General features: G+C 47.0%; 24 protein-coding genes. All 24 read right to left on the bottom strand.

Translation table 11 applies throughout. The features are described from left to right. Positions 1–2 precede the first annotated feature (2 nt). Positions 3–1,022, bottom strand: coding sequence for an arginine N-succinyltransferase (gene astA / locus L1D44_RS01960; RefSeq protein WP_239888598.1), 1,020 nt, complete (start codon positions 1,020–1,022; stop codon positions 3–5). Positions 1,023–1,157: 135 nt separating this feature from the next. Further along, positions 1,158–2,375, bottom strand: a complete 1,218-nt coding sequence (locus L1D44_RS01955; RefSeq protein WP_239888597.1) for an aspartate aminotransferase family protein — start codon at positions 2,373–2,375, stop codon at positions 1,158–1,160. A 477-nt stretch (positions 2,376–2,852) separates the two neighbouring features. After that, on the bottom strand, positions 2,853–3,995 hold the full coding sequence (locus L1D44_RS01950) for an HDOD domain-containing protein (protein ID WP_239888596.1): 1,143 nt from the start codon (positions 3,993–3,995) through the stop codon (positions 2,853–2,855). A gap of 137 nt (positions 3,996–4,132) precedes the next feature. Continuing rightward, complete coding sequence (locus tag L1D44_RS01945; protein WP_239888595.1) at positions 4,133–6,616, bottom strand: prolyl oligopeptidase family serine peptidase; 2,484 nt, start codon at positions 6,614–6,616, stop codon at positions 4,133–4,135. 250 nt (positions 6,617–6,866) lie between these two features. After that, positions 6,867–7,439: an aminodeoxychorismate/anthranilate synthase component II gene (locus L1D44_RS01940; RefSeq protein WP_239888594.1), complete on the bottom strand. Its 573-nt coding sequence runs from the start codon at positions 7,437–7,439 to the stop codon at positions 6,867–6,869. A 129-nt stretch (positions 7,440–7,568) separates the two neighbouring features. Next, positions 7,569–8,855 (bottom strand): tetratricopeptide repeat protein, encoded by a 1,287-nt coding sequence (locus L1D44_RS01935; protein WP_239888593.1) that lies wholly within the window; start codon positions 8,853–8,855, stop codon positions 7,569–7,571. A gap of 2 nt (positions 8,856–8,857) precedes the next feature. Next, complete coding sequence (locus tag L1D44_RS01930; protein ID WP_239888592.1) at positions 8,858–9,499, bottom strand: TonB family protein; 642 nt, start codon at positions 9,497–9,499, stop codon at positions 8,858–8,860. Further along, complete coding sequence (locus tag L1D44_RS01925) at positions 9,499–9,900, bottom strand: biopolymer transporter ExbD (RefSeq protein ID WP_220768667.1); 402 nt, start codon at positions 9,898–9,900, stop codon at positions 9,499–9,501. Before L1D44_RS01925 ends, L1D44_RS01930 begins: the two co-directional genes overlap by 1 nt. Next, a complete protein-coding gene (locus L1D44_RS01920) occupies positions 9,893–10,411 on the bottom strand; it encodes a MotA/TolQ/ExbB proton channel family protein (RefSeq protein ID WP_239888591.1) in 519 nt (172 codons plus the stop codon). Before L1D44_RS01920 ends, L1D44_RS01925 begins: the two co-directional genes overlap by 8 nt. Beyond that, positions 10,398–11,804: a MotA/TolQ/ExbB proton channel family protein gene (locus L1D44_RS01915; protein ID WP_239888590.1), complete on the bottom strand. Its 1,407-nt coding sequence runs from the start codon at positions 11,802–11,804 to the stop codon at positions 10,398–10,400. Before L1D44_RS01915 ends, L1D44_RS01920 begins: the two co-directional genes overlap by 14 nt. Next, positions 11,804–12,589, bottom strand: coding sequence for a DUF3450 domain-containing protein (locus L1D44_RS01910; RefSeq protein ID WP_239888589.1), 786 nt, complete (start codon positions 12,587–12,589; stop codon positions 11,804–11,806). Before L1D44_RS01910 ends, L1D44_RS01915 begins: the two co-directional genes overlap by 1 nt. Continuing rightward, complete coding sequence (locus L1D44_RS01905; protein WP_239888588.1) at positions 12,586–13,404, bottom strand: hypothetical protein; 819 nt, start codon at positions 13,402–13,404, stop codon at positions 12,586–12,588. The genes L1D44_RS01910 and L1D44_RS01905 overlap by 4 nt, the downstream gene beginning before the upstream one ends. Positions 13,405–13,406: 2 nt before the next feature. Then, positions 13,407–14,099 carry a hypothetical protein gene (locus tag L1D44_RS01900; RefSeq protein ID WP_239888587.1) on the bottom strand — a complete coding sequence of 231 codons (693 nt, stop codon included), beginning with the start codon at positions 14,097–14,099 and terminating at the stop codon, positions 13,407–13,409. After that, a complete protein-coding gene (locus L1D44_RS01895; RefSeq protein WP_239888586.1) occupies positions 14,096–15,433 on the bottom strand; it encodes an ATP-binding cassette domain-containing protein in 1,338 nt (445 codons plus the stop codon). Before L1D44_RS01895 ends, L1D44_RS01900 begins: the two co-directional genes overlap by 4 nt. Further along, on the bottom strand, positions 15,433–16,479 hold the full coding sequence (locus L1D44_RS01890; protein ID WP_239888585.1) for an iron ABC transporter permease: 1,047 nt from the start codon (positions 16,477–16,479) through the stop codon (positions 15,433–15,435). The genes L1D44_RS01895 and L1D44_RS01890 overlap by 1 nt, the downstream gene beginning before the upstream one ends. Continuing rightward, positions 16,470–17,468 (bottom strand): ABC transporter substrate-binding protein, encoded by a 999-nt coding sequence (locus L1D44_RS01885; protein WP_239888584.1) that lies wholly within the window; start codon positions 17,466–17,468, stop codon positions 16,470–16,472. Before L1D44_RS01885 ends, L1D44_RS01890 begins: the two co-directional genes overlap by 10 nt. A 9-nt stretch (positions 17,469–17,477) precedes the next feature. Continuing rightward, positions 17,478–19,514, bottom strand: a complete 2,037-nt coding sequence (locus tag L1D44_RS01880) for a TonB-dependent receptor (RefSeq protein ID WP_239888583.1) — start codon at positions 19,512–19,514, stop codon at positions 17,478–17,480. A gap of 505 nt (positions 19,515–20,019) precedes the next feature. Next, on the bottom strand, positions 20,020–20,484 hold the full coding sequence (locus tag L1D44_RS01875; RefSeq protein WP_239888582.1) for a ClpXP protease specificity-enhancing factor: 465 nt from the start codon (positions 20,482–20,484) through the stop codon (positions 20,020–20,022). Then, complete coding sequence (gene sspA, locus L1D44_RS01870) at positions 20,484–21,113, bottom strand: stringent starvation protein SspA (protein WP_012156731.1); 630 nt, start codon at positions 21,111–21,113, stop codon at positions 20,484–20,486. The genes L1D44_RS01875 and sspA overlap by 1 nt, the downstream gene beginning before the upstream one ends. Positions 21,114–21,222: 109 nt before the next feature. Beyond that, entirely contained in the window at positions 21,223–21,918 is a 696-nt protein-coding gene (locus L1D44_RS01865; protein ID WP_239888581.1) for a cytochrome c1, read from the bottom strand. Continuing rightward, positions 21,918–23,132, bottom strand: coding sequence for a cytochrome bc complex cytochrome b subunit (locus L1D44_RS01860; RefSeq protein WP_220770483.1), 1,215 nt, complete (start codon positions 23,130–23,132; stop codon positions 21,918–21,920). The genes L1D44_RS01865 and L1D44_RS01860 overlap by 1 nt, the downstream gene beginning before the upstream one ends. Further along, the gene (petA, locus tag L1D44_RS01855) at positions 23,132–23,722 is read right to left on the bottom strand and encodes a ubiquinol-cytochrome c reductase iron-sulfur subunit (protein ID WP_220770482.1); all 591 of its coding nucleotides are present in this window, start codon (positions 23,720–23,722) and stop codon (positions 23,132–23,134) included. The genes L1D44_RS01860 and petA overlap by 1 nt, the downstream gene beginning before the upstream one ends. Before the next feature lie 415 nt (positions 23,723–24,137). After that, positions 24,138–25,016, bottom strand: a complete 879-nt coding sequence (gene hflC, locus L1D44_RS01850) for a protease modulator HflC (protein ID WP_220770481.1) — start codon at positions 25,014–25,016, stop codon at positions 24,138–24,140. A 3-nt stretch (positions 25,017–25,019) separates the two neighbouring features. Continuing rightward, positions 25,020–26,165, bottom strand: a complete 1,146-nt coding sequence (hflK, locus tag L1D44_RS01845; protein WP_239888580.1) for an FtsH protease activity modulator HflK — start codon at positions 26,163–26,165, stop codon at positions 25,020–25,022. Between the last annotated feature and the right edge of the window lie 16 nt (positions 26,166–26,181).

The following is a 26,181-nucleotide window of genomic DNA, read 5'->3' as shown; positions in this document are numbered from 1 at the left end:
TCCTACATTGGCAATACGCGGATCTGCTCACCCTCTGAGACCAGTAGGCCTGCAGCCGTTTCGGCATCTAAGATCACGTTATCACTGTCTTCGGCTACAGCGAGATTAGCTGCTGCAGCGCGGTAATTGGCTAATTGAGTATTTGACGCGATATAGCTTGTAGCATCGCTGGGGGTCTCACCTATGCTGACAGTCAGCAAGCGACTCTCTCTTACGGAGCGAATATCATGCAACTGACACTCAACCGTAGGGCCGGCATCGAAAATATCGACATAACCACGGCATCTAAAGCCCTCCGCTTGTAAGAGGTTTAGGGCTGGACGGGTATTGGTATGAACCTCACCAATCACTTTTTGCGCCTCTTTAGGCAGGAGGCACACATAGACGGCATTCTTTGGCATCATTTCCGCCATAAATGCTTTTTGGCTCAAGCCTGAAAGGTAATCGGCCTGTACAAAATCGATACCGATGAAATGCTCTTGTAGCCAGCCATAGAAGGGAGAGTTACCCTCGGCATCGCTTTCACCACGCATCTCGGCAATCACGGTCTCGCCGAAGCGTTCTGCGTGTTGCGCTAGAAATAGGAATCGGCTTCTTGAAAGCATGCGACCGTTATTGTTTTTACGATAACTACTGCGCAAAAATAGGGTACAAAGCTCAGCTGCACCGGTGTAATCGTGGCAAAGGGTTAAGGTTTCTACCTCATTACGCACACCAATCTGCTCAGAGTAATACACCTCTGTACCCAGTCGATAGTGGTAAAAAGCATCTTCCATCCCCACTGCGGCTTCGAGTCCACAAGTGCCAACGACTTCGCCAGTCTCGGTGTCTTCAAGCACCATCAGATAACCTTCATCGAAAGGCTTATCGATCTGCTTAGTAAATGACGCTTCTACTCGAGCAATCTTGCTCCTTAGCAGATCGGCATTCACGGGTAGAGATGTGAATCCGTGTCCCGACTCCTCTGCAATTTGATACAGAGCATCGAAGTCAGTCGATCGAATTGGACGTATAACTAACATCTAGGAGTCTCCTCGCTGTCGCTCGCCGTTAATTGCCTGCCTTATCACTATATGACAAGCCCTGCTCAATAAACGTTCAAGCTATCCTACAGACAAAAAAAGGAGCGCTATTAGCAATAGCGCCCCGTTTGCCCTTTAGGCTTCGACAACTTTAGCGACTGCACGTTCGAAACGCGCTAGACCTTCGGCGATGTCAGCTTCAGGGATCACCAATGAAGGTGTAAAGCGTACAACGTTGGCACCAGCCACTAGGCTCATTACGCCTTCGTTGATCCCGGCAACCAAGAACTCTTTTGCACGACCCTGATATTTCTCGTTCATCACGGCACCAATCAATAAGCCCTGACCACGGATCTCAGTAAATACATCGTACTTGTTGTTGATCTTGGTTAGCCCCTCACGCAGCAACTGCTCACGTTGCTTAACGCCATTCAACACTTCAGGTGTATTCACAACATCTAGCACGGCATTACCGACCGCACATGCCAGTGGGTTACCACCGTAAGTTGAGCCATGAGTACCAATCTTTAGATGATCGGCAATCTCTTTTGTCGTTAGCATAGCCGCAATCGGGAAGCCGCCACCTAACGCTTTTGCCGTTGTCAGTACATCTGGTACTACATCACCACGCATGTATGCATACAGTTCACCCAGACGACCGACACCAGTTTGCACTTCATCGAAAACCAATAGGGCATTGTGCTTATCACATAGGGCACGAACCGCTTTTAGAAACTCAGGATCGGCATCGATAATGCCACCTTCCCCTTGAAGCGGCTCCATCATGATGGCGCATGTCTTATCAGATATAACCGCTTCTAGTGCGGCGATATCATTAAATGGTACGTGAGTGATGCTCTGAGGTTTTGGGCCGAATCCATCAGAGTACGCCGCTTGACCACCGACGCTCACGGTAAAGAAAGTACGGCCATGGAAGGCCTTATCGAATGCGATAATTTGATCTTTTTCAGCGCCAAACTTGTCCATTGCATAGCGACGAACCAACTTAAGGGCAGCCTCGTTCGCTTCGGCGCCCGAGTTAGCAAAGTAAACGCGATCGGCAAATGTGGCTTCAACAAGCTTAGTCGCCAGCTCCAGCGCGGGCTCGTTAGTCATGACATTCGACAGGTGCCAAAGCTTCTCGCCTTGAGTCTTTAGCGCGCTAACTAAAGCCGGATGACAATGACCTAAACAGTTAACCGCAATACCACCAGCAAAGTCGATATACTCTTTACCTTCTTGATCCCAAACTCGGCTACCTTCGCCACGAACAGGAATCACTGCAGAAGGCGCATAGTTAGGCACCATAACTTCGTCAAATTGGGCACGTGTAAGATTCATATTTGAGCTCATTCCTTCTCATCCTTCATAATTATCGACCTTTTAACTGGCCGTATTCCGCCCTGTGTCTTTATCTTGTGTAGGTGACACGGCGATTGTTTGTATAACTAGGAGGACATTATTAGCTAAAATGTGATCAAAATACCAGTTTTTAACAAGGTTCATGTGAGCAACATGGGTAAACACTGCATAAAGATTTGAGTTTTAGAATTAACAAAGCAGATATAGCGGGGCTTTAAGCATAAATAGTCATAAAAAAGTTACCTAGACCGCAATAACGCTAGTTATTCATAGATAGTGAATAACTAATATGTATTTTACTGCCAATTTAGTGACCTTTCCTGCGAATTATCATGGCTAGATTAAAGCGCTAAATGAAGCAAAAGCTGAGCATAATTACTGCATAACTCGGCTTAAAACCGTATAAAAATAACCAAGCTTAATGGTTGGTTATTAACATAAAAATATCAGATAGCAATACTTTACAGGTTAGAACAGTACCAATTTGCGAAAGTTTTGTGCATTTAGCCTCACCTGCTCTTGCTCGGTAACTCGATAATAGTCGAACATTAGTCTGCGTTCAGCAGCCGAGATATTGCCAGCCTCGTGTAGAAGGTAAACTTTAGCGAAACAACTGGCTCGCTCGATTAAGGCTGAGTCTTGATCCAACTCCGCATACTTCATGCTTGTATCGATAGCCTTATAGGTTTGTGTCAAACGGCTGTTGTCGAAATTAAGTAACCTAAGAAGCTGCCAGTTGAGCGAACGACTATGGCTCAACACCTGCTGATAGACATCATTTGCAGGAAACTCCGTTGCCATCACTGCGTCATATAGCTCTTTATCGCGACTCGCACTCGCCTCTCTGAGCCATTCTCCCCAAATATCATCGAAGGTATTCGCACACTGATTGATGACACAGGTAGCGCCTAATTGACTCATCAGACTGCAGCTATAAATAAAGGCTTTATCTTTTTCGTGAAGTTCGGCTAAGGCTAAGGCCGCTATCGAGGAGACGACACTGTAACGCCACAGCTTTCTGGTTAACCACAACATTTGTGGCTGACCGCTTGGCATCATGCGGCGAAGACAAAAATAGGGGATTAACATCTGTAAGTTTTCGATGCCAATATAGTTGAGCACCAGCTTAATATCGGTAACCTGAACATCAGAAGATTTTGGCCTACGGTGCCTAAAACTCGAGCCATTGACGATATTAGCTAGATCGCGCTCGAGCCAAGGTAAGGCGGCGACCAAGGGTCTGACTCGCGCTAAGTCGACATGTTTAGAATAGAGAAGCTCCAGCAGTAGAATCTGTTTCTCATCGAGCCGAGACTTAGCCAACACCTGCTCCGGCGATGAGAGTTGCTGTTCAATACTGGAGTTAACACTGGTGAGCAGTTGCTTCGACACGGCATCAAATACTAATTTGGCTTGATTTTGCTTCGCTAAACGAGCACGAATCGCCTCACGTTCAATTTCGAGCTTATTGGCATCATCTTCCATTTCAGCATCAAACTCATCGGCCATGGCAATTGACTTACCCTTACCAACGATCAGCTGTTTTTGCAGTCGATGCTCTATCTCTGTTACTTGTGCTGGCTTAACGCCTCCTGCGACCGAAATTGCCACTTAGCCACTATCTCCATCTATTAATACGCAACCAGTTTAACCACTTATCTATAATTATGCTAAAACTGATCTTAAAACTAACAAAAAGGACTCCACAGAGGAGTCCTTTTTAAATGCCATAATCAATAAGAGACTAACTATTTAAGCTCTTGCTCAAATAACTTATGAATGCGGCGGTATTCATCTAACCAGCTCGATGGCTGACGGAAGCCATGGGGCTCTACCGGATAAATAGCCGTTTCAAACATCGGCTTTTCAAGTTCTATCAAGCGTTGCACTAAGCGCACGCTATCTTGGAAGAACACGTTATCGTCAAGCACACCACTCATGATAAGCAGCGGCTTTTGCAGGCCTTGAGCATGCTCAATGGGCGAGCTACGCTCATAAGCGATTGGGTCGATATCTGGCGTATTCAAGATATTAGAGGTGTATGGCGCATTATAGTGAGCCCAATCCGTTACTGGGCGCAATGCCGCGCCAGCTTGGAACAGCTCAGGTTCGTTAAACAATGCCATAAAGGTTAGGAAGCCACCGTAAGAGCCACCGTAGGTCCCCACCTTACCGGCATCAACATTGACGTTAGTCGCCATCCAGTTTACGCCATCCTTGAGATCTTCTACTTCAGGCGTGCCCATTTGACGGTACACAGCGGTGCGCCAGTCACGGCCGTAGCCTTTAGAACCACGGTAATCCATATCCATCACCACATAGCCTTGTTGGGCCAGTAAGTTATGGAACATAAATTCTCTGAAGTAACCCGAGAATCCGTAATGGGCATTCTGCAGGTAGCCCGCACCATGGTTAAAGATCACTGCTGGATACTTGTCCGCACTGTTTTTGTCATAGCCTTGCGGCAGGTACACTCGGGCGTAAACCTCACCCGCACCGTGGGTCGATGGCACAGCCACAACCTCTGGAGCCTGCCATGGGTAGTCCTTAAAGGCGTCGCTGGTGTAATTAGTCAGCTGCTTAAGCTCGCCGCCAATTGGCTGCACAAACAGCTCTGCAGGCTGAATACGCGTCGATGCATCTAGCAGCAGCGCAGTGCCATCAGGACTTAAGGTATAGTCAAGCTGGCCTTGCCACTGAGTGAGCTGCTCATCTTTACCGGTTGCTATCTCAACGCGGTAGACGTTATCGATACCAGGGTGCGTCTTGTTAGCCTTGTAGTAAATAAACTGTGCTTTAGGGCCTAAGGTAATATCGCTAACCACGTAATTCCCCTTAGTTAGTGCCTTAGCTTTCTCGCCTTGCTGTTTCAGGTAAATATGTGAAAAACCCGTCTCTTCCGATAGGTAATATAGGCTGTCGCTATTTGGCAACCAACCATACTGGTTAAAGTTATAGTTCACCCAAGCATCATCATGTAAGCGGTGCTGAGTGGTTAAACTGCCTTTATCTAAGTTAACTGTGGCTATCCAACGATCTTTGTTATCCACGGCCTCTAGCATGACAGCGACCTTATCGCCTGAGTCTGTCCACTGAACCGCACTCTGTGACCAACCCCAGTCTTGCATTAACTGCAAGTTACGCGGTGCCTTTTCACTCTTGTAGCTCTCGCCTTTAGCTTTAGCGTTCTCACTCTTAACTGCAGCGAGTACATCCTCATCAAAACCTGTTAGGCCCTCGATGGTGATATCTTTCTTACTATGAGTCTCAAGATCCAGCAGCACTAAACGCTCACCCGGATTTTTATCTTCTGCAACGCGAGCGCGAGCTGGCACCGCATCGACATAACCGTCTTTACCAAGGTAATTCGGCATGATGTCGTGATCGCTGCGCCAGCTATATTCTTTATCCTTAAGCGCAACGATCACGTAGCGGCCATCGGGAGACAGGCTTAAGTCGGTAACGACCTCTTTATCGCCTAGATACCATGTCTTAGCGGACATTGTCGGATCGGCCTTGGCAAGCTCAGCCTTATAGTCTTGTTTAGACTTAGCATTTTCTTGCTGCATAGCCACATATTGAATAAGTCGATGTTGCTGCTTGGCGATATAACTCGATGGCTCTTGAACCCCTTTAGGTTCTGCCGCCATCTTGATGTTGGCGATCTCTTCGACTAAACCTGAGCCTTGGTGAATTTTAAAAATGTTATCGCCTTGCCAGTAGGCGATATCACCATTATTTAGAAAGCGCACACCATCGACTGCTGTGTTTTGGCGCGTTAACTGCTGCACTTTAGCTGTAGCAAGATCTTTAACGAACAGGTTACCTTGGTAGATATAAGCCTTGCGCGTCTTTTCATTGTTCAATACACCACGGCGCTGATCCGCAGTATGTAGCTGATTTAACGCTAACTCACTTGCGGCTGTCCCCCTGATATCTTGTTGGTAATAGGTTTTGGTCGGTGCGCCGTGGGCTTGTCTAGCGAAGTAAACGGACTGACCGTCATCACTCCAATAGGCACCTTTAGCGAACAGGCCCATCCAATCTGGATTAGCCATAACTTGCTTTAGGGTTAACGCTTGCTCGACTTGAGGGGGAGCCGATAAGTCTACTTGAGATATTGTTTGGTTCGTTGTTTGAGTTTGCTCTGGAGAAACTGTGGTTGCACCGCAACCCGCTAACACTGCCAGTGAAAGTGCACTCAAGCCGACATGACGAATGACGCTTTTCATATCCATCCCTATTATTATTGGTATTTTTGCGGACTTTTATACCACACTTTGGCAACGGACTTATCTGAAAAAGCGGTAAAATTTGTAACAGATGGTGGCGATTTAGCTGACTTTTATTATGTTTGCTAACAGTTCATCGGCTTGTTGTATCAGGATAGGGGCTCGGGTTGAGTATGAAACTGCACGCCATAGGTTTGCTTAATTGATATAGTCAGATCTTCTTTTTCAGCATGTAACAGTTCACTATTATTTAGCTGATTTTAATGAAGTTTTCCAACAGCTCGTGGCCTTGTTCCGTCAATATTGATTCAGGGTGAAACTGCACACCATAAATTTTCTTGGCAGGCATACTCATCGCCATGATCTCTCGGCCATGAACGGGATCGTCAAACCAAGCATCCATGACAAAACCTGTAGGAATCGCATCCACCAGCAAAGAGTGATAACGAGTAACGGTCAGCGGATTATTTAAGCCACGAAATAAACCACTATCAGTGTGGCTGATAGCACTGGTTTTACCATGCATGACTCGCTTGGCTCTAACCACATTAGCACCAAATACCTGCGCTATCGCCTGATGCCCAAGGCAAACCCCAAGGATCGGCAGCTTGCCAGCGAAGTGCTCAATAATCGACAGCGACAGCCCAGCCTCATTTGGCGTGCAGGGGCCAGGTGAGATCACCAAGTGGTTTGGCGCTAGAGACTCGATATCTTGAAGAGTGACCTCATCGTTGCGCTTAACCACAATCTCTTGCCCAAGCTGCTGGAAGTACTGCACCAGATTAAAAGTAAATGAGTCGTAATTGTCGATCATTAAGATCATAAAAGATCCAAGAACCTATATCGCTGTGTTTTACTGCTTCAAGCTTAGCCTGTGTTTCAGCTAAGTTTGATCACTAAAACCAAATGTGGATGATTTGGGCGCTGATGCTACCACAGCCATCACCTTGGATCACCTGAGTTTCTCTTCTAGCGGCACGATTGACTCTAAACGTTGCCCAAAAGCTGCGGCGAGGGTTTCAAATCCTGGAGTCTGTGCCAGCTTTCGATAACTGGCCTGCGCTTCTGGCCACTGCAACTCTAACCAGTAGCTTTGGCCAATTAACATCAGCGCCTGCCCCTGCAACTGGTTGCGTCGCTGACGAGCATGCTTAATCTCAGCCGCGGTGCCCAAAGGTAAGACTTGCTGACCCACATTACTCCAAGCTTTACGGGCATTGTCGCCTCGATTTAATGCCGCAAACAACTGGCCTTGTAGCAGATAGAAGTCATCAACCAAACCATTACCTTTAACGCTATCGATATTAACCCCTTCTAAAAAAGCTAACGCCTTATCATATCGTCCCGACAGCCAGGCATATTGGGCGCAGGCTAAAGCTTGTGAATCAAAGGCTTTTTTATCTGCGACTTGGTGAGCTGCATCATTATCGCTTAGTGAGGTACAGCTCGCCGCGAGATTATAGGCTTTAATCTGGCCAAATAGAGCGATGCTATCTAGTGGTCTGCCCTTGCTTTCATTTGCCCCTATCAACTGCGCCGCAATATCACTTGCCACCGCCGCCTCAAGCTTATGACCGAGTCCGAGTTCACTGCGAGTTAATACTTGCCAAGCTGTGCGGTTACCAGGGGCGAAAGCCAGCCACTGCAATGAACTACTTTTAGCCTCTTGCCACTGCTCCAACGCCAATTGGCTGTAACTAATAAGCGGCCACCAATGGAGCTTCACATCTGAGGATAACAAGAGATCGATCGCCGCTTGATATTGGGCCAACTGGTAATAGGCGTAGCCTTGCATGTAGCGCACCTGCGCCTCGATGGGCTTATCTAGCGTCGACAACTCCAGCCTTGATAGTGTCGCAATAGCAGCCTCATATCGCTCAACTTGAAGCAGTGATTGACCCAAGTTAATGACTATTTGACTCTGATTTGGATAAAGCTGATAGCCTCGCTCCCAGCAACTTAGCGACTTAGCTTCCGCGCCTGTATCGCTAAGGGTTTTACACACATACTGAAATACGATTTGGTGTGGCGCAGCCTGCTCAAGCAGTGGCAACATCAGCTTTAGCGCCGCACCAAAATCACTCTTCTCTAGTAGTGGGCTCGCTTTATTGAGCAGGTTTGACTCGTATCGATTTAAATCTCGCCCATGGCTATCAGTTAAATCTCGCCCATGGCTCAGAGCTGAGATAAGAGGTGAGATAAGCAAAAGCAGGACTGTCGATAATCTGAGAAAATTCATCGTTAACTCACCTTAAAGTTAATCGGTACATCAACAAACACCTTCACCGCTTCACCCGATAAAACAGCAGGCTTAAAACGCCATTTTCGCGCCGCCTCTATCGCCGATTGGTCAAACACTTGCTTAGGTTCAGCTTCTAACACCTGTGCCTGACTCACCACGCCATCGGCCTCAACGATAAGGCGTAAAAGCACTCGGCCGCCGCTCTTGAACTTACGACCAGCCACCGGGATCTTCGGCTGAATAAAGCGCAGTAACTCCGGCGCTTTATCAACATCTCTAATACCAGCTATCACAGGTGCAACGCTAGGTAGGCTCAAACCACTAAGTTTTGGAATGGCCAACACAGGCACTTGCAGGGGCAGATCGGCAACCGTAGGCATGATGGGTATGCTAGGCGATACTGGCGTTGCTACGCTTGCTGTCACAGGCTTACTCTGCACCTCTTTGGGTGTCGGCAATTTCGGCTTTTCAGCAGGAAGCAAAGGCAGTGCTAGCTCTTTTGCTTGCTGAGTCAAAAACGGTTTTGGTTGATTAGCATTAAGGCTGTTAGGCAGGTAATAACAGAGCAATATTGTCACGGCAATTGACAACATTAACCGCACAGAGGTTACCAACACTTGTTGAGCGCGCCTCCTATCCATTAGCGGATCTCTGACGCCACAGAACTAAAGCTTATGCCGGCCTGCTTGGCAATATCCAGCACCTTAATTGTGACCCCTGTTGGACAGTGGGTATCGGCAACCACCAACAACTTTGCCTTAGGGGTTTGACTGGCGATCTGCTGCAGCTTGCCGGGAAGGTAATAGATATCGATCTCTTTTGACTCAAAGTACACCCGCCCTGTGGTATCGAGTGTGACCACAATTGGGCTACCGTCGACACTGGTGGCTGTACTTGCTTGAGGCCGCTTGATCTCCACCGAGGATTGCTGGACAAAATTAGTCGACACAATGAAGAAAATCAACAAGATGAAAACCACATCGAGCATGGGCGTCATGTTGATCTCAGGATCTTTATCCTGCCTAAAGCGATCGCTAAGCATGTTTGTCTCCTGCTAACAGATCCGTGTCGACACGGTTTAGTTTTCGTTGCCAAAAAAATGCCAATACCGCGCCAGTCAACCCCACAAACAAACCGGTTTGAGTGGTGACCATCGCCATGGAGATCCCTGCTGAAATCACCGCTGGATCATGAAAACCATAGCTGGCTCCGGCGTCAAACATTGCAATCATGCCGCTAACCGTCCCGAGTAAACCTAGAAGCGGCGCAACCATGGCGAGTAACTTCACTCCTTGAAGATCCGCATATTGCTGTGCTTGTGCCTGCCTTAACGCTAACAAACTCAAGCGCTGATTAAGCCAGTCATGTTGAGTTGCCACGTTCATTAACTGCTGACTTAAGCCAGCCTCTTTGAATAATGCCCGGCTCACTAACCACAACATCCATAAACAACAGATGAATAACGGCCACATGACAATGCCGCCAAGCTCAATGAAGCCTAGAATGGCATGAGCAAATTGGCGCGCCGAAAACAGCATGTTATCGAGTGACATGCTCGCCTCCCCGCTCAAGATTCAGCGCCAGTAACAGCGCCGACTGCTGCTCCATATTCAAACTCAATGCTTGTGCACGGCGTTTAAGTGGGTAATGCAGTAATAGCAGAGGTAATGCCACCAGCAATCCGGCCTGCGTGGTGATTAGCGCCTTACTGATCCCTTGAGAGAGCAATTTGGGATCGCTATTACCAAACTCGGTCAACGACTGGAAAGTCTCAATCATGCCAGATACCGTACCGAGTAACCCCAGCATAGGTGCCATTGCTGCCAACAACGCGATAAAGCCGAGCCCGCGTTCAAACTGGGCCATCTGCTTTAGCATTAATTGTTTCAGCCGCTGATCCATCGCCTCAACGCCACTTCCCACAACGATTGCGTTAGCCAACACGCTAGCAGCAGGTACCCTTGGCATTTTTAAGAGATGCTGCTTGATCGCTTGTAGATCCGCTTTAGTCTCATCTCGCTCACTAAGCTGTGCCAACGGCCGCCAATAAAGCAGCATCACCGCGCGCCATAGCGCTATAGCGATGCCCAGCGCCGCTAAGATAAGGATTGGCCATAACACTTCACCGCCATCTTTTATCCACTCAGATAGGCTCTGCTTATCAGCAAGACTTGGCAGCATTCGCCCCTGGCTTAAATCCAGTGGCAGAAGTAGAGATTGACCTTCCAGCCATGCGGTTAACTGCTCGCTGATTGTTGAATCAACTGGCGAGATTGCAACGGGAAGCTCACCTGTTAAGGCGATATAACTCGGCATTTCAGTCGCTGACTTTTCGATATAACTCACCGCCATTAAGCCGCCAAATACCTTTAACGCTTGCTCGCTCACGCTGCCGTTGCCCGAGCCAATCGGCGCCCTGGCACTGAGTACCTTAGCCGTCATCTGCATATCATCGATAGCGTAGCCGACAAGCTCATTAAGCTGGGACAAGCTTGGAAAGCCAGTACTCGCCTTGGCAAGCGTTAAGCTAATCTGCCGTTGAGGCGCAGCAAACTGCGTAGGACTCTGCAGCCATTGCTGCGATAGACTACTCAACGCCTTTTGATAGGCTCCCTGCACTAGTTTCATATCATCAACCGCAAGCTGATAGTCTTGGCTGAGGCTTTGCTTTTGCTGAGCTAACTCAATCAACTGCTGATTTAACAGCTCAAGCTGGGTGCGTTTGTCATTTAAGCGCTTAGCCAGCTGCTGTTGATTAGTTTTAACCTCATCAATCTCTTGCTTTAAGTCACTGCTCCAACGCAAGTTCTGTTGCGCTATCTCAGATGCTCGCAGCTCAATTTGTTGCTCAAGCGCTTGATACTCCGCAGTCTCTTTTACAGTCGGTTCTTGTGTAAAAGCCAATGGCGATACACTTAACAATAAGACTAAAATTGCTGATCTCATTATCTTTGCGCTCCCAATGGCAGGTTAACAATCTGGGCAACCTGCTTATTCGATGTGATTGCCATGGCTAATCGAATATCGCCCTGCTCGTTAGCCGCTAAAGGCTGCCATTTTCGAGACTGGCTATCAAACCAACCAAGCTTTTGCTCATCGGGCGTCATATAGAACCAAGATAGGCGACCTAAACGCAGCAGGTTCACTTGTACAGGCTGCTCATCGATAACGATGATCTCCTGAGTTATCTGCTGGCCATAACCGTAAGCGACCTCGATACTAATAACATCAAGCAAGCGCCGAAAACGTTCGGCCAATGGCAACTCACTGCTATCCATCGCACTACGTAGAAACGCTAGACGTCGCTTACGCTCCTCATAATCGAAAGGCAAGTCAGCGCTGATCTGACGCTCCAGCATGGCATACCAGATCTCCAACTGCGGCTCTAGTTCCTGCTTAAGTGCACTAATCGTCGCGATATCTTGCTGCAAAAGTTTGACCTCTGCCTGTAGTGAGGCCAGATACCTTTGCTGTTTTTGCAATTGGTATTCGGTCCAATAGAGCTCACCGAGATCTTGCTGCTGCTGTGACAGGGATTGCGCTTTTTGCTGTTGCCATGCTGCGGCCTCTTCACCTAGCTGCACCGACTGCTCAACAGGCTGTTTTATCTGCTCCAGCCATTGCTCTGCTAAATGGTTCAGCGCCTTGTCGCCTCTAGCCTCTGATGCATTAACGGCCAAAGACAGCGCACAACAAATAGCCAACAAACTGTAATGAATACGACCCATCATCGACGGCCCCCTTTGTTAATTGAGCGGCGCCAAAACACCAGTCCTTGCAGCAATAAACTCACTAATAGCAGGCCATAACAGACAAAAAAATAATTCACTAGCGGGTTATGTACCGCGAGCACCTTAACCTGCACCCCACGCGCCTCTTCTTGATGTGGCACTCTAAAATCTGTCACTGTGATATACAGGTCCCTCCATCTAAAGGGCCGCATAAACCCTGCATCACCACTGATTTTTTGCTCACCATCTTGAACAATAAAATAGGCGGAGTTTATACGAGGATCGAACTGCTCCACACTGCGGCGAGTGATCCGCCCAGCCGGACTAAAGCCTGTTTCATCTTCAGTGATCAGGCTGACATCATCGCGATAGTCGACGCTAACTAACTTAATCTGGTAACGACCACTATTGAAACGCTCGCCCTGATGTAGCACCGCGCTATCGTGACCGTGGATAAATACCAGATCAACGCCATGGAAGATGAAAACCAGTAAGGTCAGGATATGAATGGGCAGCATCATGATCCGCGGGCTACGCCAACGCTTATGACGCCAGATAGGCAATAGATCGCGCCAAGAACATAAGGCGGTGTTTAACCCTAGCAGCAACATCAAGCCAAATAGACCCGCTAACCAGAACCCTACCATGGGCGCAGCTATTAAGCTTTGTAGCCACTGGGACATAGGTAGATCGTTTAACGCCCTTAACACTTGACGATAGAGCTCATACTCACTCAGGCCTACGCCTATGGCGAACCATAGCGACAGGAGCATTAGCAACACGAAGGCGAGGCGCATCGAAAATAACCAGTTCATTCTCATGACAAGCGATACCCCAACATCAATACGCAGATAAAGCCCAATACCGCCGCCTTACCCATGCCCAGTGCTCTAGCATTAGCAAACCAGGCCTTAGGTAAGTGAAATACCAGAATGAATAACAGGTAAGTTAACGCCGAAAAGAAGAAGTGACCGCTCCAACTCCAGCTGCGGCCCCAGCCAATAAATGCCCAGTAACTGCCTGCGATCTCACCACCAAGAAATGCGGTACCCGCCAGCAAACTGAGTAGGTGACTATGACTCTCTAAATGAGTGTCACGCCAAACCCCATGAAATAAATAACCAAGGCTGGCTGCAATCGCCAAACCGAGCGCGATAGGCCGAGATAGGAAAAATAGCTGCGCCCATAAGGATGTAAGCATAGCGCTATCACCCGTTGGTGGCTCCAGTGTTTGGCTATATCCAAGTAGCAACAGCGCAACAAAAGTGACTGCCCATACATAGTTGGCTTGTAAACGCGTTTTTATCGAGAAACCACACAAACAAACTAAACTGACGATAGCGGTAACCACTAGGTAGGTCATCACACTGCTTGATGGAAACAGCAGGCTATCGGCGTTTATTAGGCTCAATGTCATGACAGCGAGAGCTAACAGCACAATGTTTGCCAAACGGGCAGCGAGTGAGCTTTGCTCAAGCTCTTTAGACTGCTTCAAACTTAAGTCACTCATGTAATCGATTCACCTACTCTCATACCTATTTTTTCGACGCTGATAAACTGCATCAGTTTTTGTGGCAAACTAAGATCTTCAACATCGATGATTTCAGGCTTGTTTAACGACCAATGACGACATACTTGCTCAATTAAGCTTGGGCGAACCACCCAGATATGACGGCTATTAGCCACCGCAAGCAGTGGGGCTATCTGCATGCCAAATCCTTGCCCCCCTAGTTCCATCGGTCCGATCTCATCCACAATACAGATATCGCCTTGCTGGAAATTATTGTGGTCGAGCGCTTGCTTACCCAGCGCTATCCCCTCTTGGGTAAAGCTGAAGCGGGTGCCAGTCTTCTTATCTAATACACCGGTACGATGACCGAATAGACAGCGCTCATCCGTAGCAATATCAACGATGTCGCTACTGAAACGCCGCCCCTCCTTCATCACCCCGGGACAGAGCATTCCCTTGAGCGGGATATGCTTTTGCTGGCACTGCTCGATAAACCGAGCCAAAGCCGTGGTTTTGCCACTGCCGCTTTCGCCGGTAATGATGAGTACATTACTCTGACTTAATCCCAATACATTCTGTGGCATAAAAAACTCCTGCGAGGCGACTTGGTAACTAGCTGTGGCCAAGCCATAGAGGCGACTGATGTTCTTGCTGGTCATAACTGCTGCGCGCTCGCCATAATCCAACACCTTGCCATGCTCCAATAGCAGCACCTTGTCGGCATACAGCTGGGCTAGGTTGGGATCGTGTAAGATGGCAATGACCGCAGTATTGGAATCGATGCAGCTACGCTTAACCTGAGATAAAATTTGAAACTTATTACGATAGTCGAGATGATTGGTTGGCTCATCGAGTAGCAGTAACTGCTCACTCTGAAACAGCGCTCTAGCCAGTAACACCAGTTGACGTTCACCACCAGAGAGGCGGTTATAATCCGCCTTGGCCAAGCCCCCGACATCAAGCAGCTGCATCACTCTTTTAGCATCATGAATGTCTTGTTCAGAGGGAGACTCAAAGGTCGATAGAAAAGGGGTACGCCCCATCACCACCATCTCTAACGCAGTAAAAGCAAAGGCTGTTTCTTGTTGCTGTGGCACCAGCGCCATCTGCTGCGCAATTTCGGCGCGGCTCATCTTGTCTAGCGCCGAGGAATTAAGATACACAGTCCCCTGACTAGGCTGGTTTAGTCCACATAAGCAGTTCATCAAGGTGGTTTTACCCGCACCATTAGCCCCTAAAATCGCTAGAAACTCTCCTGCTTTTAGCTCAAAGCTAACCCCTTCTAATAAGCACTTATCGTCAACGTAATAACTAATGTCCGTAACCGATAGCATTAGTAAGCCCCTCCTTGACGAAAGCGAAACAGTAGGAAGGCAAACAGAGGCGCGCCCACTAAAGAGGTAACTATGCCAATGGGGATCTCCATGCTAAAGCTCGCGCGAGCCACGCTATCGGCTAGCAGTAAAAACATGGCGCCCACGGCTGTGGAGATAGGAATAAGGCGCATATTATTGGCTCCAGTGAAGGTACGAACCATGTGCGGCACAACAAGGCCAATCCAGGCGACAGAGCCAACAGTTGCCACGCAGGAAGCCACGATAAAGGAGCTAATCACAATCAACACGATGCGCAGCCTTGCAGGCTCAACCCCTAAGCTACGGCTTTGATGGTCGCCTAAACACAGAACATTAAGGCGGTAACGCAATGTGTGAATAAGCCCATAACCAAGGGAAACAGGGATAATAAGCTGCGCCACCGTGCTCCAGCTGCTCACAGAAAGCGAGCCCATCAGCCAAAATACGATGGCGGGTAACTCACCATAGGGATCGGCTAAGGCTTTTAGCATGGTCAGGGCGGCACCAAATATCGAACCGACGATAATGCCTGTCATAATCATCAACAGCAGGCTGTTACTGCCAAAACGTCTGGCCATAAACATGGCGGCGCAAGCGGCTGATAAGCCACAGACAAATGCCAGCAGCTGCACCATAAGCCAACTACTCCCCGGCATAATGAGTCCCATCGCCGCACCAAACATACAGCCCGATGCCACCCCTAAAATATCTGGAGACACGAGTGGATTACGAAATACCCCTTGGTAAACGGCGCCAGAAACCGCCAGCCCTGCGCCGACGATCAAGGCGGTGAGTAAACGAGGAAAACGAATAAGCAAAATAACGCGCTCTTCTTGAGTCAGATCATCGGGAACCTGGCCTGTAATTATCAAGCTACTCAGCACTGACGGTAGCTTTTGAATTGCACTGAACAGATCCGCTGGATTGACAGAGAAGCGACCAGCACAAAGACCGACAAGAGCGATGACGATGGCGATTCCAATCCATTGTATCGGCTGTAGCGCATACCCTTTCACTAGTGACATCGGCTTATCTCATGCAGTGGCGACAGGCAAGCATCTCCAAAGGCAACTTGATAGTAGTGGGCAATTTCAGCATCGAGATCGATATTATTAAATCGCTCAGGGTAGGCATTCGCCGCAATATAAAGCGCACCAGCCATCGCCATCGGTGATGGCATATCCCAGAAGCTGCCTTTAGGTATTTTGATTTGCGGTAGCTCAGCAATTTGCGCCATCAGTGACTTTTTAAGTTGCTCATCTACTTTGGTTGAGTCATTAGATTCACGCACTAGCAACTGTGGCTGCCACAGCAATAGTTGTTCAGCATTCACCTTAGGGTAAAAACCCGGTACCCCCATGGCGACATTATTAACGCCTGCCACAGCCATTAATTGATGCTGAAACATCTGCTCACTGGCGGTGCGGTATAGATCTGAGCTATTGGCATAATAGGCACGCAGGCGCTGCTCATCATTCAAACCGGAAAGTCCTGTTTGAATGATTTTGGCTAAACGCTGGTTTTCAGCCGCAATCTTATCGGCTTTATCTTGGGTGCCCGTCGCCTTAGCCAGCAACTCGAGTACCGCTTTAGCATCTTCCAGGCTCTCCGGCTGGATCACTAAGCTAGCAATACCTAACGAGGTTAAGCGGTCTGCGAGTCGATAGCCGTCTTTCTTACCAAACACTAAGACTAAATCAGGCTTAAGCGCGACAATGGTCTCTAAACTGGTACCAGCCGAACGACTACCTATTACTAAGGGATCGCGATGCGCGAGAAGTTTGTTGATAAAGGGAGAGTGCTTGGTGCTACCGCCGATGCCAACGAGTTGATCGGCAAGCCCTAGACTTAAGGAGAATAGGTTTGCCGGAGTGAAGGTTGTCACGATCCGCTTGGCAGGCTGTTGCAGCACCACCTCGCGGCCTTGTTGATCGACCAAGTGTATCGGCGATGCCGATACACTTGAAAGACTACAAAGGAGAATGACAACAGCACTAAATAGTCTGCTCAACATTCCCATTCCTTAGAAGCGGTACTTTACGCCCACTTCATAGGAGCGGCCTTCGTTTGGCTGGCCATATCCTTCGTAGTGTGATTCATCGAGTAAGTTATTAAGATTAACGTAAGCTGAAAGCTGCGGTGTAATCGACTTCTTAATACCCATATCGATCGTTAAGGTATCTGACTCCCACTCATCAGAGCGCTCATCAATCAGAATATCGGTACGGTAACGAACGCGCAGATTGCTGTCGATGTCTAACCAAGGTTGATACCAGTTAACAATCGCAGTCACCGAATCCTTCGGAATATCACGGAAGTAATCAGAATCGCGACCATCTGTGGTATTACGCGCATGGGTGTAAGTGTAATCTAGAGATAAACTGATATTCTCAGTCAACTGACTTAGAGTAGTGATCTCGATACCATAAAACTCTGAGCTACCCACGTTTTGATAGACTTCAAGGTCCCAATCTGGATCCGTTGGATCTGGCACATAAGTAGAGACAATCTTATCGCTCACATCGTGGTAGAACAGACCGATATCGATACTGTTTAACAATTGATGGCTAAAATCATTCTTCCAACCTAAGGTATAGCTGGTATTGCGTTCTGGTTTAATATCATGACGCGCGCCAGTATCGTCATACATCTCAGTAAAGGTTGCGAAACGAGTCTTTTGCGCAATAGAGCCATAGACTAAGCCAGCGCTATCGAAGGTATAGCTCATACCTAACATAGGATCTAGGGTATCCGAACCATCTTCACCCGATGCCGCATCGTTGCCACGATCTTCAACAACAGTTTGTTTATGCCATGCAATACCCGCAACTACATTTAGTGCACCAAATGTCATGGTGTCTTCGGCTGCGAGACTAATGGTATCCAGTTGAGAGCGCTCATAACCATGGGAACGGTCAGGATCTACATAGGCAACATTCTTCTTCTTATGAACATCATTCTTAAAGTTTACAGACAGGCTTAAACTGTTCCAATCAGCTAATGCCATATCGGTAAATAGCGCACCACCGGCGGTATAGTCGCTGAAGCTACTAGTCGCTAATTTTACCTCTTTTTCTGGATTGCTATAGGAGTCATAGCTGTCGTTATGCATATGGTAGTAGCCTAATGCACGAACGGTGAGCCAATCATTCACTCGATGTAAACCGCTTAAATCCATCCCCGTATCTTTGTATTCAGAGATATCTGCAAAGCTACTAAAGTCACTAAATACCTTATTATTACGGGTGTTATAGGGCAGCTCACGGTCTGAATCTAAACTAAATACACTAGCAAATAGTTCAGTGCTTTCGTTAGCGTAACCACCACGAACCCAAATGTTAGTCGACTCATAAGCTGAGTTTTCACGCTTGCCGCCATCTTCAACGATCATCTGCTTTGGTAAGTCGCCATATCTGTCTCTCACATCAGACAATACAGGTTCGAAGTCATTAGACATACGCATCGCATCACGACCACGGTGATCGACGGATGCAAACAGACTAAAGCCATCTTTACCTAAGCTAAGTGAACCAGACTGGTAATTCTGTCCCATCTGACCGAAAGATGCTTGTAGATCACCACTCACCCCCTCTTGGCCTTTCTTGGTAATAATGTTGACGACACCACCCATACCATTGGGACCATAAAGCACCGAAGAAGCACCTTTAACTACATCGATTTTGGCAATAATGTTGGCGGGAATTTGATTAAGGTCTAACTGGCCATAATTGGTTTCATAATAAGGCACGCCATCAAGCAGAATAAGCACCTTATCTTGTTCAAACCCCTGAATAGTCAGGAACTTCTCCCCCTTACTTGACTGAGCGACATGTACGCCAGGTACATAGTCCAGTGCATCGGCAACCGTTTTGGCGCCAATGAGTTCAATCTGCTCAGCAGTCATGGTGTTATTAATTGCGATATCTCTAACGCCTGTTTGCTCTGAAACAACAATCTCACCGAGAGAGAACACATCATTTTTATCACTGGCTACCGCATGCTGGCATGCCAACAAACTACTGATGATAACTGCGATTTTAGTATTTCTTGTTTTGATCACCGAAGACTCCGAACTGCTCGTTGTAGGGGATTACAGCCTTTAAACCATTAAAGAACCTGCTTCACCGAAAATTCGCGCGTATCTTATTCTTAATCTTCAAGTACAACCATTAACAAAACCTAACTCTAGACACCCATCACCCAATAAAAAACCAATAACAACACAACACCATATAATTACAAGCAACAAAGGACAAATAGTCTCAACGAGACAAATTGACAAGATATTATGTCTACTCAGAATAAAATGAATCAGCAACAAGCTGTTTTGATTAGCTAATATAGCGAAGGCTGAACTTGCTTTTGAAGCAAGCCGTTTTACTGGGGGAGCTAGAAAATTAAGGAAGGAGACTAACCACGTATCTTGAGTCGTGATTCATATCTAAATTCACAATTAACGATTGATAACCACTACAGCTTGTACAGCAAATGGCCTAAATAGAAATTAGCCACAAAAAAGCCAGTCTAGGGACTGGCTTTCATCACGTTGAAACTGACTTTACTGCTTATTTAACCAAGGTTAAATGACCGCGTCGTTTTGGCTCTTTAGCCTCAACTTTCTCGGCCTCAGGTTCGCTGGTTTCAGCAACAGGCTCTTTCAGTACCACCGAAAGCCCAGACTCCTCTTCAGGATCACAATCTAATTGATACGCTTCTTCCATTTCGAAGACCGTACCCGCACCATTTTCTCTGGCGTAGATCGCAACAATCGAAGCCATAGGCAATAGTACCTGCTGAGGAACACCGCCAAAACGCGCACTGAACTCAATAAACTCATTAGTGATCTGCAGGCCACCCACAGCACTTTCGGTAATATTAAGCACAATCTGGCCGTCTTTAACATATTGCTGTGGTACTTGTGTGCCAGGCACATAAGCATCGACAACAACGTGGGGCGTTAACTGGTTATCCATCAACCAGTCGTAATAAGCCCGCAGCAAGTATGGACGATTTGGGGTTAGCTCTTTCATTAGATACCCATGCGCATTTCGCGCTCAGTCTCAGTCAAAGAAGCTTTAAATGATTCACGATCAAATAAACGTGTCATGTAAGCTTTGATATCTTTAGCTGTACGGCTATCAAGTTCGATGCCTAGTACAGGTAGACGCCACAATAGTGGGCCAAGATAGCAATCTGCTAGACCAAACTCTTCGCTCATGAAGTAAGGCACTTCACCGAAAATAGGGGCAATAGCAGTTAGACCTTCTTGAAGCTCTTTACGAGCAGCATCGGCACGGTCGCCTTTTCTGATACGCTCTACAAGTGCGTACCAGTCTTCTTCGATGCGGTGCATCCAAAGACGAGTTTGACCACGTGAAACCGGATAAACAGGCATTAGTGGAGGATGAGGGAAACGCTCATCTAAGTATTCCATAATGATGCGAGAGTTATAAAGTACTAGCTCTCTGTCTACCAAAGTTGGCACTGTGTTGTACGGGTTAAGCTCGATCAAGTCTTCAGGGATCTCATTTGGATCAACCTGCAGTACATCAACCGTTACACCTTTTTCAGCAAGCACGATACGTACTTGATGGCTATATAGGTCGTCTGCACCTGAATACAGGGTCATGATTGAGCGTTTGTTGGCAGCAACAGCCATTGATACCCTCCGGGATTCACAAATCAAAAGCAAAAAATGCAAACACAAACGAGGAGCAATGCTCCCCGTTTACAATTTGCGGATAATACATTCTAACCTTTATTTGGGGTTAGTGTACATCTTTCCAGTACTCTTTCTTTAAGAGGTAGGCCACAATAAAGAAAATAAATAGGAAGCCCATCACCCACCAACCTAAGCGTTCACGCTCAAGCTTGATAGGATCGCCAGAGTAAACCAAGAACCCCGTGATATCTCGAACCACTTGATCATACTCTTCTGCAGATAGCGTTCCGCCAGTTGCTACTAGCGTTCCATCTTCTTGTTTTACAGGAAGACCTTGAAGACCTTCAAGCACATGCGGCATACCTACCGAAGGGAAAATCGTATTGTTCACACCAAATGGACGGCTTTCATCTTTATAAAAACCGTGAAGGTATGAATAGATCCAATCTTCACCACGTACACGGGCAACAAGTGTCAAGTCAGGAGGCGATGCGCCAAACCATTTTGCAGCATCTGCATCTGGAATAGCATTTTCCATCAACTCACCAATCTTGGTGCCTTCAGGTACGTACTTAGCGCGCATCTCGTCAAGCGGAATGCCTAAGTCTGTTGCAACGCGCTCATAACGTTGATACTGAGTACTATGACAGCCTGCACAGTTATTTTGGAATAGATCCAAGCCACGCTGTAGAGACTCTTGGTCATTCAGGTCAATATTTGCCTTTTCTAGAGGTGCTCCGCCCCCGGCTGCGATAGCCAGAGTTGGCACCAATGCAACTAATGCAATCAGTAATTTTTTCATTAGTGTGTCAACCTCTCTGGTACCGGCTTAGTCTTTTCATTCTTACTGTAAATCCATAGGAATAAGAAGAAACCAAAGTAAGTTAGAGTGAAGATACGAGCAACAATTGTCAGTGCAGGCGTTGCCGGTACCGCACCTAAGTAACCAAGTACTAGGAACGAAATAGCAAACTGACTGATGTTCACCTTATGAATCATGCTGCGGTAGCGGATTGACTTAACCTTACAACGGTCTAACCATGGCAATACAAACAGTACTGCGATAGCTAAGCCCATGCCGATAACTCCCATTAACTTGTCTGGGATAGCGCGTAAAATTGCGTAGAAAGGTGTGAAGTACCAAACTGGTGCAATATGCTCAGGTGTCTTCATTGGGTTAGCCGCTTCAAAGTTTGGCTTTTCAAGGAAGTAACCACCGCCTTCAGGCATAAAGAACAATACATAACAGAAGACAATCAAGAAGCCAGCAACGCCCATGATATCTTTCACTGTGTAGTACGGGTGGAATGGAATGCCATCTTTTGGCCAGCCATTCTCATCTTTGTTCTTCTTAATTTCGATGCCATCTGGGTTGTTAGAGCCCACTTCATGCAGTGCGATTAGATGTAAGAATACTAAAACCACAAGTACAAGCGGCAGTGCAATAACGTGCAATGCGAAGAAGCGGTTTAGAGTCGCCCCCGACACCACGAAGTCACCACGGATCCACAGTGTTAGGTCATCACCGATAACAGGGATAGCGCCGAACAGGGAGATAATTACCTGCGCGCCCCAGTAAGACATCTGTCCCCAAGGTAGCAAGTAGCCCATAAATGCTTCAGCCATCAGCACGAGGAAGATGAGCATACCGAATAGCCATAATAGCTCTCTAGGCTTCTGGTACGAACCGTAGATTAGACCACGGAACATATGAAGATAGATCACCACAAAGAAAGCTGAGGCCCCGGTGGAGTGCATATACCGCAGCAACCAACCGTACTCTACATCACGCATGATGTATTCAATAGAAGCAAACGCGCCTTCTGCTGTTGGCACGTAGTTCATTGTTAACCAGATACCTGTAAGCAACTGGTTTACCAGTACTAACATGGCTAGCGAGCCAAAGAAGTACCAGAAGTTAAAATTGGTTGGTGTCGCATACTGACCCACGTGACGATTGTACGTAGCGGTCATAGGAATGCGTTCGTCAATCCAACTGACAATATTCTTAACCATTACGCAACTCCTTTATCAACACCAATAAGCACGGTGTTATCATCAATATATTGATGTGGAGGGATAACTAGGTTCAATGGTGCTGGTACACCTTGGAATACGCGGCCAGCCATATCAAACTTAGAACCGTGACAAGGACAGAAGAAGCCTGATGCTACTCCTTCTACCTGCTCACCAAATGTATCTGGTAGGTAAGTTGGAGAGCAACCTAGATGAGTACATAGGCCTACGGCTATGAAGAACTCAGCCTTAATTGAACGCTCAGGATTCTGTGCATATGCAGGCTGCTGAGGCTCAATAGAGTCTGGATCGCGAAGTTGAGCATCGATTGCTGGTAGACCATCAATGATCTCCTGCGTACGACGAACAACCCATACAGGCTTACCACGCCATTCAACTCGAATAAGTTGACCTGGCTCTACTTTACTAATATTTACTTCTACCGGCGCACCTGCTGCTTTAGCTTTGGCACTCGGATTCCATGACTTTATAAACGGAACCGCTACAGCAGCGGCACCTGCACCACCAACTACGGCGGTGGCTGCGGTCAGGAATCTGCGACGTCCGGTATCGACTGGCGCATTGCTCATCCACTTGTCTCCAGAGAGTGTTGGAATTTTTGTTTTATCTATCTTTTTCAAAGCTGATTTAAACCGAAATTTAAACCCGAATTTGAGACGCAGCCCATTATAGCCAAAAACTTGAAGCAGATCATAGTTAAAACACTCAACTTAGTTAACTATGTTGGTTTTAGTGCTACTTCTGCATAAAAAGTACGCATCAGAACCAACAAAAACGGCCATTTTCGTTAGCAGAACATCCTAATTGGTTTCATTCATATTCTTCTAAATTAGTGACTTAGCTTGCGTGAATTTACTTTTCGTAGGCTATAACACGATACTTGACGGAATAGGTAGGAATTAGCGACCGCGTATAAATAGTGAGTAAAAGGCATAAAAAAGGCCTAACTCACTGTTAGGCCTCTTTATTAACTTTTAGGAACGACTACTTTCCTGAAGAACTCTTCATATATCTAAAGAATTCACTGTCTGGCTCAAGCACCATAACGTCTTTATCACCAGAGAAACTCGCTTTATATGCATCTAAACTACGCATAAAGCTGAAGAACTCAGGATCTTTAGTGTATGCATCGGCGTAAATCTTTGCCGCCTCTGCGTCACCTTCACCACGTGTAGTCAAAGCTTTACGCTCTGCTTCTGCAGTTTGAATGGTCACACTCGCATCAGTCTTAGCACGGATAATTTCCGCTTGCTCTTGACCCTGTGCACGATGCTCTTTAGCAACAGCTTGACGCTCTGCACGCATACGTTGGTAAATACTGGTACTGACGTTCGCAGGTAAGTTAATCTGCTTAACTCGCACATCGACAACTTCAACACCTAAGTCTTCAGCGCTCTCTGCTGCGTTTTTAAGTGCATCAGATTGCAGCTCATCACGGCTACCAGAAACAATCTCTTTAATTGTGCGACGGCCAAACTCGGTACGAAGGTCGTTGTTGATCTTACGCTGTAGTAAGGTTTCGGCATTCGCCTTAATACCACCGTTGGTAGAAAGGTAATAACGCTCGAAATCTTTAATACGCCACTTCACGTATGAATCGACCATCAAGTCTTTTTTCTCAGATGTCACGAAGCGGTCGGCTGCGCCATCTAAAGTTTGTACTCGAGCATCCATAAACTTAATTTTATCAAGCATAGGGATCTTCAAGTGTAGACCAGGGCTATAGACACGCGTCACGCCATCGTCTTTAAGTACCTTTCCGAATCGAGAAACGATGGCACGTTCACCTTCATTCACAACCAAAAGTGAAGACAATGAAATCGCAATAAGCACCGCTACGATTATCGCTGTAAATCTACCCATCACTTAGTTCCTCCCCAACGAACGTTCACCTCTAGATGGGCGACCATCGAGAGGAATGCTGCTGTTAGTGTGAGTTGTACTATTAACTGACATAACAGGCTTTGCCGGTTTAGTATTAGTGCTGGCAGACTTATGCGCTTGGCTATTCTGCATCAACTTGTCTAATGGTAAATACATCAAGTTACCACTATTCTTAGCATCGATAAGAACTTTGTTAGTGCCACTCATGACATCTTGCATCGTATCGAAATACATACGTTCACGTGTCACTTCTGGTGCTTCTTGATACTCTGGTAGTAACTGCTCAAAACGAGCCACTTTACCTTTCGCTTCAAGAATCACTCTTTGCTTATAAGCAATCGCTTGTTGATCCATGCGCTGAACAGTACCACGAACCTTAGGCTCTAACTGACGTGAGTAGGCTTCAGCTTCACGAATAAAGCGTTGCTCATCCTCTTGTGCTGCAATCGCGTCATCGAAGGCATCTTTAACCTCTTCTGGTGGACGAGCAGGTAAGAAGTTCACGTCAACAACCGTAATACCAAGTTTATACGGCTTGATAATACGCTCGATCTCGTCCCATGTATCACGACGGATCTTATCTCGACCTGTGGTCAAAATATCATCCATGGTGTTGTGACCGATCACATAGCGCAGTGCACTATCTGTCGCTTCACGTAAACTGGCATCGGCATCGACTACGCTATAGAGGTAATCTTTAGCGTTACTCACTCGATATTGAACATCAAGCTGAACCAATACTACGTTCTCATCCGCTGTTAACATACTTCCTGATGCAGGAATTGAACGGACTGTCTGCACGTTTACTGGTGTCACTTCATCGATAAAAGTGGCTTTCCACTGAAGGCCTGGATCGACTTCTCCGACATATTCGCCAAAACGAAGGGCAACGCCTTTCTCAGCCTCTTTAACCGTATAGAAACCCGAAAGTCCCCACACAACTATGGCAATAACCAAAACAATGATTAAGCTTGCACCACTAATGCTGCCGCCAGAACCATTGCCTTTGCCACCGAAGCGCTTAGAAAGGTTACGAAAAACTTCATCTAAATCTGGTGGTCCTTTATCATTACCACCCTTATTTCCCCAAGGGTCTTGTCCCTTGTTACCGGGCTCGTTCCAAGCCATTTAGTACTCCATAAGT

It is taken from the genome of Shewanella sp. Isolate13 (genome assembly GCF_022398325.1).
Lineage (GTDB): Bacteria > Pseudomonadota > Gammaproteobacteria > Enterobacterales > Shewanellaceae > Shewanella.
This window is presented reverse-complemented; position numbering and strand designations above follow the sequence as displayed.